The sequence below is a fragment of the Leifsonia sp. genome, assembly GCF_051955155.1.
Classification (GTDB): Bacteria; Actinomycetota; Actinomycetes; order Actinomycetales; family Microbacteriaceae; genus Leifsonia.
The window spans coordinates 1-10,904 of the sequence record NZ_JBQCGZ010000153.1 but is presented as its reverse complement, the minus strand read 5'-3'; the positions used below and the strand labels follow the sequence as shown (position 1 = coordinate 10,904).

The 10,904-nt window shown below is 72.1% G+C and carries 10 protein-coding genes; 7 read left to right on the top strand and 3 right to left on the bottom strand.

Annotated features, from left to right (window positions below; translation table 11 throughout):
• Positions 1-92: 92 nt before the first annotated feature.
• Positions 93-1,205: an Rv2578c family radical SAM protein gene (locus ACTHMF_RS16685; RefSeq protein WP_440319141.1), complete on the bottom strand. Its 1,113-nt coding sequence runs from the start codon at positions 1,203-1,205 to the stop codon at positions 93-95.
• A gap of 186 nt (positions 1,206-1,391) precedes the next feature.
• Between ACTHMF_RS16685 and ACTHMF_RS16680 the strand changes: the two genes are divergently transcribed.
• From ACTHMF_RS16680 to ACTHMF_RS16670, 3 genes are read left to right on the top strand one after another with little or no spacing between them, the layout of a single operon-like run.
• Positions 1,392-2,582 (top strand): sensor histidine kinase, encoded by a 1,191-nt coding sequence (locus tag ACTHMF_RS16680; RefSeq protein ID WP_440319139.1) that lies wholly within the window; start codon positions 1,392-1,394, stop codon positions 2,580-2,582.
• Positions 2,579-3,793 carry a hypothetical protein gene (locus ACTHMF_RS16675; protein WP_314148288.1) on the top strand — a complete coding sequence of 405 codons (1,215 nt, stop codon included), beginning with the start codon at positions 2,579-2,581 and terminating at the stop codon, positions 3,791-3,793. The genes ACTHMF_RS16680 and ACTHMF_RS16675 overlap by 4 nt, the downstream gene beginning before the upstream one ends.
• A complete protein-coding gene (locus ACTHMF_RS16670) occupies positions 3,790-4,467 on the top strand; it encodes a response regulator transcription factor (protein ID WP_314148287.1) in 678 nt (225 codons plus the stop codon). Before ACTHMF_RS16675 ends, ACTHMF_RS16670 begins: the two co-directional genes overlap by 4 nt.
• Before the next feature lie 18 nt (positions 4,468-4,485).
• Here ACTHMF_RS16670 and ACTHMF_RS16665 read toward each other — a convergent pair whose 3' ends face one another.
• Both ACTHMF_RS16665 and ACTHMF_RS16660 read right to left on the bottom strand, forming a co-directional pair.
• Entirely contained in the window at positions 4,486-5,793 is a 1,308-nt protein-coding gene (locus tag ACTHMF_RS16665; protein ID WP_440319137.1) for a UDP-glucose dehydrogenase family protein, read from the bottom strand.
• A 52-nt stretch (positions 5,794-5,845) separates the two neighbouring features.
• On the bottom strand, positions 5,846-6,511 hold the full coding sequence (locus ACTHMF_RS16660; protein ID WP_314148285.1) for a thymidine kinase: 666 nt from the start codon (positions 6,509-6,511) through the stop codon (positions 5,846-5,848).
• Positions 6,512-6,622: 111 nt separating this feature from the next.
• Between ACTHMF_RS16660 and ACTHMF_RS16655 the strand changes: the two genes are divergently transcribed.
• From ACTHMF_RS16655 to msuE, 4 genes are all read left to right on the top strand, one after another.
• Complete coding sequence (locus ACTHMF_RS16655; protein ID WP_440319135.1) at positions 6,623-8,485, top strand: DUF4012 domain-containing protein; 1,863 nt, start codon at positions 6,623-6,625, stop codon at positions 8,483-8,485.
• A gap of 47 nt (positions 8,486-8,532) precedes the next feature.
• A complete protein-coding gene (locus ACTHMF_RS16650) occupies positions 8,533-9,093 on the top strand; it encodes an LPXTG cell wall anchor domain-containing protein (RefSeq protein WP_440319133.1) in 561 nt (186 codons plus the stop codon).
• 62 nt (positions 9,094-9,155) lie between these two features.
• Positions 9,156-10,169, top strand: a complete 1,014-nt coding sequence (locus ACTHMF_RS16645) for an LLM class flavin-dependent oxidoreductase (RefSeq protein ID WP_440319131.1) — start codon at positions 9,156-9,158, stop codon at positions 10,167-10,169.
• Between the two features lie 89 nt (positions 10,170-10,258).
• Positions 10,259-10,852, top strand: a complete 594-nt coding sequence (gene msuE / locus ACTHMF_RS16640) for an FMN reductase (protein ID WP_314148281.1) — start codon at positions 10,259-10,261, stop codon at positions 10,850-10,852.
• The last annotated feature ends 52 nt before the right edge of the window (positions 10,853-10,904 follow it).

The following is a 10,904-nucleotide window of genomic DNA, read 5'->3' as shown; positions in this document are numbered from 1 at the left end:
GTGCGGAGATCGCGCTGAGACCGGTGCGCTGCGGCGCGCGCGCCGCCGGGCCTGGGGGGGGCCGCCACCCGCCCGGGATGCCGGCCCCGCCGTCAGAACAGCGTCGGCTGCACGCCGAGGCTGACCAGGGCCGCCGCATCGGGCACCTCGGCGTCCGTGGCGGCCTGGGCGATCGTGCGGCGCTCGCCCTCAGTGTCGCGCAGCATGCCGAGGGCGGAGGAGCGGACGCCGCCGGTCAGCGGGTCCTCCTGGCCGCGCTCGAGGCCGTGGGCGCGGATGAGCGGCTTGATGCGGGCGGCGAGCCAGCTGCGGTACTCCTTCGGCGCGTAGGTGCCGCGGCCGTACATGCTGCGGTAGCGGGGGAGCAGCTCCGGGTGCTCGCGGCCGAGCCACAGGTAGTACCACTCCTTGACGCCGGGCTTCAGGTGCAGAGCGGTGTAGAGCACGCTCGTCGCGCCGGCCGCCTTGGCCTGGCGCAGCGCCTCGTCGAGGTGGGCCCTGGTGTCGGTCAGGTAGGGGAGGATCGGCATCAGGAAGACCGCGCAGTCCAGGCCGCGCTCGCGGACGGCGGTCACCGTCGCCAGTCGCGCCTTCGTGGACGGTGTGCCCGGCTCGACCGTCTGCTGCAGTTCGTCGTCGTAGACCGCGATCGACATCGCGAGGTCGACGGGGACGTGCCGCGCGGCATCGGCCAGCCGGTCGAGGTCGCGGCGCAGCAGCGAGCCCTTGGTGAGGATGCTGAACGGCGTCCCCGAGTCGGCGAGGGCGTCGATGATCCCCGGCATCAGGGAGTAGCGGCCCTCGGCGCGCTGGTACGGATCGGTGTTGGTGCCGAGCGCGACGGGGTGGTGGCCCCAGCTCGGTTTGGCGAGCTCACGGCGCAGCACCTCGGCCACGTTCACCTTGACGATGATCTCCTGGTCGAAGTCGGTGCCCTGATCGAGGTCGAGGTAGCTGTGCGTCGGCCGCGCGAAGCAGTAGACGCACGCGTGCGAGCAGCCGCGGTACGGGTTGATCGTCCAGCCGAACGGCATCGGCCCGCCGCCGCCCGGGATGCGGTTGAGTGCCGATTTCGCCAGCACCTCGTGGAAGGTGATGTTCGCGAACTCGGGCGTGCGCACCGACCGGACCAGGTTGTTCAGCCGGGCGAGCCCGGGCAGCGTGGACGGCGCCTCCGACGTCAGTTCCTGCCCGCTCCATCTCATGACTCCATTCGAACATATGTTCGAGTCCGGATCAAGCGCGGCGTTCCGTCGTCAGGGGTACAGATTCGTCCCGGATGCGGGGTACACAGCCTGCCCGGTTGCTGCCATAATCCCCACTGGGGCCGTTACGGAACGGCTCCCGCCGGTGATCCGGTTCCCCGACAATCTCGCGCCGAAGGGAGACGTGTGTCTCTGGGGCTCCCCAGCCATCTCTCGCGTGCGGCCAACTCGCGGGCGCTCGCGACGGCCGCGCGCTGGGCGGGACTGGTGTGCCTGGGCGCCGCGGTCGTCAACGTCGGCGTCTCCAGCGTCGGCACGCAGAACACGGTCAGCTGGTGGATCACCCTGCTCGTGCTCGCGCCGATGGTGATTCTGCTCATCCTGCTGTCGAAGGGGCGGACGGCCGGCCTCACGATCGCCTACCTGCTGGTCGGGGCGGTCTGCACGTACTTCTACGTCGTCGCCCTCTTCGCCGGCAACCCGGCCTACCCGGACACCAGCCTGTTCGTCGTCGCGCTTCCCGTCGTCGCCATGACGCTCGTCGGCGGCACGGGGACGGGCGCGCTCGCCGGCATCCTCTGGGCGACGCTCGGCTTCGCGCTCGCCGAGGCGGCCGTCGTGCTGGCGGCGGCGACGGCCGGGCGCGCGTTCCGGCCGGACGCGATCTCGCTCGGCGCCTACCTGCTGCTCGTGGGCGTCCTGGCGTTCGACGGCCTGACCAGGGGGTCGCGTGCCAGGAGCCAGTCCGCCATCCACCGGGCGGTGCGGGATGCGCGGCTCGTCGACCTGCGGCGCGAACTGCTCGCGGGATCGGTCGCCGACGTGCACGACACCGTGCTGAGCGAGCTGCTCGCGATCGCGCGGACCCCGGCCGGCGACCTGCCGCCGCGGCTCGCCGGGCGCATCGACGCCGACCTCAAGCGGCTGGGCGCCATCCCGGGAGCGGACGGCGACGAGCAGCGGGGCGACGCCGATTCCTGGTACGACAGCGAGCTGCGCCGGGCGATCGAGGACGCCAGGGACGAGGGGCTCGCCGTCGAGGTGTCCGGCGACCGCGACACCGTCGCGCGCCTGGGCGAGGAGGCGCGCCGCGCGCTGGGGCTGGCCGTGCGGCAGTGCCTCGTCAACGTCCTCCGGCACTCCGGCAGCGCCGCGGCCGAGGTGGCGTTCTCCGCCGACGCGGACGCGGTTTCCGTGATGGTCGTCGACTCCGGGGCCGGCTTCGCACCAGCGACCACCGGAGCGGACCGGCTCGGCCTGCGCCAGTCGGTGCACGAGCGCATCGCCAGGGTGGGCGGGACGGTGACCGTCTACTCCAGCGAGCAGGTGGGGACGACGGTCATCCTCAACGTCCCCGTCGCGGAGGCCGCCGCATGACCCGGCCCCTGACCGAGACGATCGTGCGGGTGCGCTCGCTGCCGACCGAGCGGACGCCGCAGCGCCTCGACCCGCTCGGCGTCCAGTCGGCGTGGCTGCTGGTCCCGCTCCTCGGAATCGTCGCCGTCGGCTACGCCGTCGCGTCGACGCTGTGGCACCGCGACGAGCTGCGGAACCCCGTGCTGGCCGTCGCGGCGATCGCCCTGCTCGCCCTCGTGGCCGTCGTCGCGATCCTGCGGACGCATCCCGGGCTCGCGCCGATCGGACGCTGGTCGCACCTGGCCATCGTCGGCTTCGCGCTGGTCTCGGCGTGCCTGTTCCAGTCGGCGATCTGGGGGAGGAACGAGCGCATCCAGGACGACTGGGGGCAGATCGCGGTGGCGCTGCTGCTGGTCGCGATGCCCCTGTACCGGCCCATCGCCGAGGTGCTGGTCGTCGCCGTCGTGTGCGCGCTCGTGCTCGGCACCGCCGCCGCGCTGCAGGCGCCGTCGCTCGCGATCGCGACCAGCCCGCTCGTGTACGCGACGGTCGCGGCGACCCCGGTGCTCGCGCTCGCCTGCGGGGGAGCGGGATACGCGTGGACGATGACGGGCGAGACGCTGCGCTGGCGGGAGCAGGCGCGCGGCGGGCAGGCGCGCCTGGACGGCGAGCTGCGGCAGGTCGCGGAGCGGATGGTCGCGCAGGAGCGCACCACCGCGCTGAACGCCGAGGCGGTCCCGTTCCTGTCCGGGGTGCTGGCGGCGGGGCGCATCGGAGACGACGACCGGGCGACGGCCGCGCGGATCGCCGAGCGGCTGCGCCGTGACGCGGTCGAGTCGGTGGATCGCAGCTGGCTGACCGAGACGCTCGCGCTCGCCCTGGCGCGCCGCGGCGTCGACCCGACCTCGGCCGAGGCGTCGGCCCGCGTGACCGACCCCGACCGGCTGGACCGCGTGCTCAGCGAGGAGCAGCGGGCGATCGTCGGGGCGATCGTCGCGACCGTCGCCGCCCTGCCCGGCCTCGACCCGCGCAGTCCCCGGATCGTGGTCGCCGAGCCCGAGCATCCCGTGTTCCTGCTCACCGCGCGCGTCCGGCTGTCCCGGCGGAGGCTGCGGCAGGAGCTGGTGCCGTTCCTCAGTGCGCTGCGCTCGGTGTCGATGGAGGCGTCGATGCGGGCCGTGGGGGACACCCTGACCGTGCGCTTCGCATATCCTGAAGGACGGAGACGATGAGCACGACCCCCGCACCCCCGACCCCCTCGGCCCCGCCGATCCGCCTCGCCATCCTGGACGATCACGAGATCCTCCTGGACGCGCTCGCGAGCTGGATCGAGTCGAACGCCCCCGAGTTCGACCTCGTGCTGCGCGCGAGCAGCTGGCTGGAGCTGGTGCACAGCGACGCCTTCCCGACGGACCTGGTGATCATGGACCTGCAACTGCGGGAGTCCGTGTCGATCGGCGCCAGGGTCCGCACCTGCCGCGCCGCCGGGGCGAAGGTCGTCGTGCTGAGCGCCGTCGACACCCCGGAGGACCGGGATGCCGCGCTCGCCGCCGGAGCGGTGGCGTACGTCACGAAGACCCAGCCGACCAGCGAGCTGATCGCGGTGTCGCTGGCCGCGATGGGCAGGGACGGGTCGCAGACCCCGTCGCAGCCGGAGGCGTGGCGGCCACGGCCGATCGTGCCGGAGACGGCGCGCCCGAAGCTGAGCGACGGGGAGCGGCAGGCGCTGGTCCTGTACGCGGACGGCCGGACGACGAGCGAGGTCGCGCGCGCGATGAGCGTGCAGTACGAGACGGCGAAGACGTACCTGCGCCGGGTGCGCGAGAAGTACGGGAAGGCGGGACGTCCGACGAGCTCGCGCGCCGACCTGATCCGGCGCGCCGCCGAGGACGGCTACCTCACCTGAGGCGCCATCGCGGGACGGTCAGCGGCCGAGGCCGCGATAGTGCCAGCCCGCGGCGCGCCAGGCGGCGGGGTCGAGGGCATTGCGGCCGTCGATGATCCTGCGGTGCGCGACCAGACGCCCGACGGCCTCCGGGTCGAGTTCGGTGAACTCAGGCCACTCAGTGATCAAAACCACGATGTCCGCTTCGGCCACCGCCTCCTCCGTTGTCGTCGCGAAGGCGAGTCCGCGGCCGCGCGCGCGGGCGTTCTCGATCGCTTCGGGGTCGGTCGCCGTGACCAGCGCACCCGCGTCGGCGAGACGCATCGCGATGTCGAGGGCTGGTGAATCCCGTACGTCGTCCGAGTGCGGCTTGAAGGCCAAGCCGAGGACTCCGATCCGCGCCCCTTCGAGGTCGCCTACCAGCTCGCGCGCCAGGTCGACGACGTGCGCACGCCTCCTCAGGTTGATCCTGTCCACTTCTTCGAGGAACCGCACCGCATCACCTCGCCCCAGCTCTCTGGCACGGGCGCCGAACGCCCGGATGTCCTTCGGCAGGCAGCCGCCTCCGAAACCGACGCCCGCATTCAGGAAGCGCCGTCCGATCCGTGCGTCATGCCCGATCGCGTCGGCGAGCTGGGTGACGTCGGCCCCGGTCGCCTCTGCGATCTCGGCCATCGCGTTGATGAACGAGATCTTGGTCGCGAGGAATGCGTTCGCGGCGACCTTGACCAGCTCCGCGGTCGCATAGTCCGTGACGATGACCGGGGTCCCCGCCGCCACCGCGCGCTCGTACACCCCGTCGAGGATGCGTGCGGCGCGCTCGCCCGCCTCGCCGGCCGGCACGCCGTACACCAGACGGTCGGGGCTGACGGTGTCCTTGACGGCGAAGCCCTCGCGCAGGAATTCCGGGTTCCAGGCAAGGATCGCCTCAGGCGCGCGTTCGGCGACGAGCGCCGCGAGCCGGGATGCTGTGCCCACCGGAACCGTGCTCTTGCCGACGATCACGTCGCCCGGCTTCACATGGTCGAGGAGCGTGTCGAACGCCGCGTCGACGAAGCGGAGGTCGGCGGCGCCGCCCTCCGCCGACTGCGGGGTCCCGACGGCGACGAAGTGAACGTCTGCGTCGGCGACGGCCGAGAAGTCGGTTGTGAAGCGGAGCCGGCCGGTCGCGGTCGCGGAGGCGAGCACGTCAGGCAGTCCGGGCTCGAAGAACGGTGCACGGGCCTCGGAGAGCGACGCGACCTTCGCCTCGTCGACGTCGATGCCGACGACGGTGTGGCCAAGATCCGCCATCGCGGCCGCATGCACGGCGCCCAGGTAGCCGCAGCCGATCACGGAAATTCTCATGGCTCTCGCTCTCCAGCCCCACGGGGCTCTGGTGGTGGGATCGTGGGGGTGTTCAGGTGAAGTCGGGGTCGGGCTCGCTGGCGTAGGCGGTCGCCTCCATCGGCCAGCGCCCGTTGTTGAGCACGCCGTGGCTCTCCTGCAGGTAGCAGGAGCCGCACAGCGCCTCGTAGCTGACCTCGGCGCCGTCGATGGCCACCTGGTCGCCGTCGAAGACGAACACGCCGCCCACCTTGCGGGCGTTGAAGATCGCCTTGCGCCCGCAGCGGCAGATGGTCTTGAGCTCCTCCAGGCTGTGCGCGATCTCGAGCAGCCGCCGGCTGCCGGGGAACGCGACGGTCTGGAAGTCGGTGCGGATGCCGTAGGCGAGCACCGGGATGTCGTCGAGCAGCGCGATGCGCAGCAGGTCGTCGATCTGCGCCTCGGTGAGGAACTGCGCCTCGTCCACCAGCAGCGCACTGACGTCCCGCTCGAAGCGCTTGATGGTGCGCTCGCGGTGCTGCTGGAACTTGCCGTACGCGTCCGTCTCCGGCGCGATCAGGAAGTCGACTTCGCGGGTCACCCCGAGCCGCGACAGGATGCCCATGTCGCCCTTGGTGTCGATGGACGGCTTGGCGAGCAGGACGCGGTGCCCGCGCTCCTCGTAGTTGTAGGCCGCCTGCAGCATGGCCGTGCTCTTGCCGCTGTTCATCGCGCCGTAGCGGAAATACAGTTTTGCCACGGGATCGATCCTAGAGGGGTCCGCGGCCCGGAGGCTCCCGGAACAGGGCGCGGGCGGCGTGTCCCGTTTTGGGGGCGTGCCTAAAAATGAGGATTTGTTACATTTGTTCTCATGGCGATCGGTCTCTCGCGCGAACAAGCACCGCCTCAAGCGGTGGAGCACGAACCGGTGCGGCGCAGGCGCCGCCCGGTGCTCGTCGCGGTCATCGTCATCGCGGTCGTGCTCGTCGCCCTCTTCGTGGGCTGGATCGGCATCCGCGCCGTCCTCGCCCGCCAGCAGCTGGAGGCCGCGCAGCCGTCGGCGAGCGCCGTCGTCGCGGCGATGCGCTCGGGAGACGTCGCCGGCGCGAAGTCGGCGGCGGAGTCGCTGTCCGCGCACGCGGCCCAGGCCGCCTCGCTGACCGGTGACCCGATCTGGCGGCTGGGCGAGGGCATCCCGCTCGTCGGGCCGAACCTGGCGGCGGTGCGCGTCGTCGCGAGCGCGACGGACTCGGTCGCCCGCGAGGTCGTCACGCCGCTCGTCGGCGTCTCCGCCACGATCGACCCGCGGTCGCTCAAGCCCACCGACGGCCGGATCGACCTCGCGCGGCTCGCCGCGGCGCAGCCCGTCGTCGCCAAGGCGCAGACGGCTTTCCACGCGGCGGCCGCCGGCGTCGCCGGAGTCTCCACCGCCTCCCTCATCGAGCCGGTCGGCACCGCCGTCGACCGCCTCGACTCCCTCTTCGCCCAGTCATCGCCCGTCATCGACGCGCTCGGCAACAGCACCAAGCTGCTGCCGGGGATGCTCGGCCAGAACGGCCCCAGGAACATCCTCGTCGTCGCGCAGAACCCCGCGGAGCTGCGCGCCACCGGCGGCCTGATCGGCTCGGTGGCGCTCATCCACGCCGACCACGGCGCGCTCACGCTGCAGGCGCAGGAGGCTGGCACCTCCATCGGCCCGTGGCCGACAGCGGTGTCCGACATCCCGGACGCGACCGTCGGCATCTACGGCCCGCTCGTCGGCCGCTACCTGCAGGACGCGAACTACACGCCGGACTTCCCGATGGCCGCCACCACCATCGCCGCCATGTGGGAGCGGGCGCACGGCGGAACCGTCGACTCCGTGCTCACGACCGATCCCGTCGTGCTGAGCGCGCTGCTGAAGGCGACCGGTCCCGTCGCGCTGTCCTCCGGCGACACCATCACCTCGGCGAACGCCGTCCCGCTGCTGCTGAGCGACGTCTACGCGCGCTACCCGGCCAGCTCGCAGCAGGATGCGTTCTTCTCCTCGGCCGCTGCCGCGATCTTCACGAAGCTCGCCGCCGGTCACCTCGACAGCGGGAAGCTGCTCACCGCGTTCTCCGCCGCCGGCACGTCGGAGCGGCTGCGGATCTGGAGCGCGCACGCGGACGAGCAGAAGGTGCTCGCGACGACGACGCTCGCCGGCGCGCTGCCGGTCTCAACGCCGCAGGCGGCGGGGATCGGCGTCTACCTCAACGACGCGACCGGCTCGAAGATGGACTACTACCTCGGCGCGAGCGTGTCCGCGGGCGCCGAGGTGTGCCGGTTCGACTTCCGGCCGACCTCGCTCGTGCGCGTCACGCTGACGAATAGGGCTCCGGCGAACGCGGGGACGGCGCTGCCGAAGTACGTCACCGGCGGCGGCACCTATGGCGTCCCTCCCGGCGAGATCCTCACCCGCGTCGTCGTCTACGGCCCGGCGGGCGGCCTGCTCGCGGGGACCCAGCTGGGCTCCGACCCGGTGCGGATCGTCTCCGGGACCGACCGGGCCCGCCCGGTGGCCGTCGTCCCCGTGCAGCTGAAGCCGGGGGAGTCGAAGACGGTCACGGTGCAGTTCCTCAACGCGCGCCAGGTCGGTCCCGGGCTGAACGTCGCGACGACGCCGCTGCCCCCGAACGCAGGGTCGACCCCCGATGTGGGGGCGCGAACCACTGTTGCGAGGATTGCTCATGTATGCGATTCCCGCGTAAAATGAGAATTAGTCATTACCCCGACACGTAGCCGGAGAGAGAAGGCAGGCCGATGTTCAAGAAGACGCTCGCAGCCGCGGCTGTTGCCGGGATGCTGCTGCTGGCCGCACCGGCGGCAGCCAATGCGGCCGACTACACACAGGGCTCTCCGTGCACCTTCGACGCGGCGGTGGTCCAGGCCGGGAGCACGGCGACGCTCATCTGCCAGCCGGGAACCTGGGGCTCCTCCGAGCTCGTCGACTGGACGGCGACCGGCGAGGACGGCGCGAGCGTCAAGCTCGCGGCCTTCAAGGCCACCACCAGCACCGTGCACTTCAGCAAGCACTCCAACGCCGACGGCAGCGATGTGCTCAAGGTTACGCTGCCCGCCGACGCCACCGGCGTCTACACGGTGGCCGGCCACGGCGAGACCAGCGACCACACCTGCGTCTCCTCCGTGACCGTCGTCTCGGCGGGCCAGCCGATCAGCTCGGTCAACGACCCGGGATCGAGCCTGCCGGACACCGGATCCGTGATCGCCGGCTGGGCGGCCTGGATCGGCGGCGGACTGCTGGTGCTCGGCGGCATCGCGGTGGCGCTGGCCGCCTGGATGCGGAAGGTGCGGGAATCCTGATCCGCTGAACGTCGAGAGCAGGAGAGGGAATCGTCGCCGCCCGGCGACGGTTCCCTCTCTTCGTGAGCACCAGCATCCCCCTCAACGTCCTCGATCTCGCCAACCGTCCGGCGGGCGGCAGCAACAGCGACGCCGTCGCCGGGACCGTCCGGCTCGCCCAGGCGGCGGAACGGCTCGGCTACCAGCGGTTCTGGGTCGCCGAGCATCACGGGATGCCCGCCATCGCCTCCAGCGCCCCCGCCGTGCTGATCGCCGGGGTGGCGGGGGCGACCGAGCGCATCCGCGTCGGCTCTGGCGGTGTCATGCTGCCCAACCACGCCCCGCTGGTCGTCGCCGAGCAGTTCGGTACGCTGCGCGCGCTGTACGGCGACCGCATCGACCTCGGCATCGGCCGCGCGCCCGGCACCGACGGCGCCACCGCGATGGCGCTGCGCCGGTCGGCGGAGGGACTCGGCGTCGACGACTTCCCGCAGCAGCTGCTCGACCTGTTCGGCTTCTTCTACGGCGGGATGAGCGACGCCAACCCGCTGCACACGATCACCGCCGTCCCCGGCCTCGGCGACGCGCCGCAGATCTGGCTGCTCGGCTCCAGCGGGTACAGCGCGCAGGTCGCGGCCGCCCTGGGCCTGCCGTTCGCGTTCGCTCACCACTTCGCCGGGGAGAACACCGAGGCCGCGCTCGACCTGTACCGGTCCCGCTTCGAGCCGAGCGACATCCTGAGCGAGCCGCACACGATGATCGCCGTCAACGTCGTCTCGGACGACGACCCCGAGGTGGTGCGCGCGCTGTCGCTGCCCGGCCAGCTGTCCTTCCTGCGGATGCGCCGCGGACTGAAGCCGGAGCCGGTGAGCGTCGAGGAGGCGCTCGCCTACGACTTCAGCCCGATGGAGGAGGAGTTCATCGCCTCCCGCAACGCCAGGCAGGCGATCGGCACGCCCGACGAGGTGAAGGCGCGGCTGGACGCCCTGCTCGCCTCGACGCAGGCGGACGAGCTGATGATCTCCTCCGGCGCCGCGACGGTGGAGGGACGCATCCGGTCGCTGGAGATCGTCGCGAGGCTGTACCACGCTGCATGACGGTCCGTGACGCGCGGAGGGGCGCATCCGGTCCGCCCGGCGTAGCGTAGCTCGGGTTCACGACCCCTCCCCGCAAAGGCGGTACCCGCATGGCACACGCACCCCACGTCGTCGGCGTGAGCGGCAGCCCGACTGCCCCGTCGCGAACGACCGTCCTCGTCGACGCCGTCACCCGCGAGTTCGCGGAGGCGACGGGAGGGACGGCGACGACGATCGAGCTCGCGCCGCTGCTCGGCGAGCTGGGCGCCGGTCCCTACCGCAGCCACCTGAGCCCGCGCGTCATCTCGGCGCTGGAGGAGGTGGAGGCGGCGGACATCATCGTCGTCGGCTCGCCGGCCTACCGGGCGACCTACACCGGCCTGTTCAAGCTGTTCTTCGACCACATCGGCCAGTACGCCCTGGTGGACAAGCCGATCGTCCTGACGGCGACAGGGGGCAGCGACCGCCACGCCCTGCTGGTCGAGCACCAGATGCGTCCGCTGTTCGGCTTCTTCCAGTCCCTCACGCTGCCGCTCGGCATCTACGCGAGCGAGTCCGACTTCCGGGACTATACGATCTCCTCCGACGACCTGCGCGAGCGGATCGACACGGCCGTCACGCGCACGCTCCCGCTCGTCCGCTCCCACATCGACCCCGAGGCGCGCTACGCCGGCGTCGACTTCGCGCGGCCGGACGCGTTCTGACGCGGACAGAGGGGAGGGGGCCCCCCCCGCGCGCGCGCGCGGGCCGGCGGGT

Excerpts from the sequence above, each read along its gene's own strand:
- ACTHMF_RS16685 (WP_440319141.1), bottom strand. The coding sequence starts at position 1,205 with ATGAGATGGAGCGGGCAGGAACTGACGTCGGAGGCGCCGTCCACGCTG.
- ACTHMF_RS16675 (WP_314148288.1), top strand. The coding sequence starts at position 2,579 with ATGACCCGGCCCCTGACCGAGACGATCGTGCGGGTGCGCTCGCTGCCG.
- ACTHMF_RS16670 (WP_314148287.1), top strand. The coding sequence starts at position 3,790 with ATGAGCACGACCCCCGCACCCCCGACCCCCTCGGCCCCGCCGATCCGC.
- ACTHMF_RS16665 (WP_440319137.1), bottom strand. The coding sequence starts at position 5,793 with ATGAGAATTTCCGTGATCGGCTGCGGCTACCTGGGCGCCGTGCATGCG.
- ACTHMF_RS16655 (WP_440319135.1), top strand. The coding sequence starts at position 6,623 with ATGGCGATCGGTCTCTCGCGCGAACAAGCACCGCCTCAAGCGGTGGAG.
- ACTHMF_RS16650 (WP_440319133.1), top strand. The coding sequence starts at position 8,533 with ATGTTCAAGAAGACGCTCGCAGCCGCGGCTGTTGCCGGGATGCTGCTG.
- msuE (WP_314148281.1), top strand. The coding sequence starts at position 10,259 with ATGGCACACGCACCCCACGTCGTCGGCGTGAGCGGCAGCCCGACTGCC.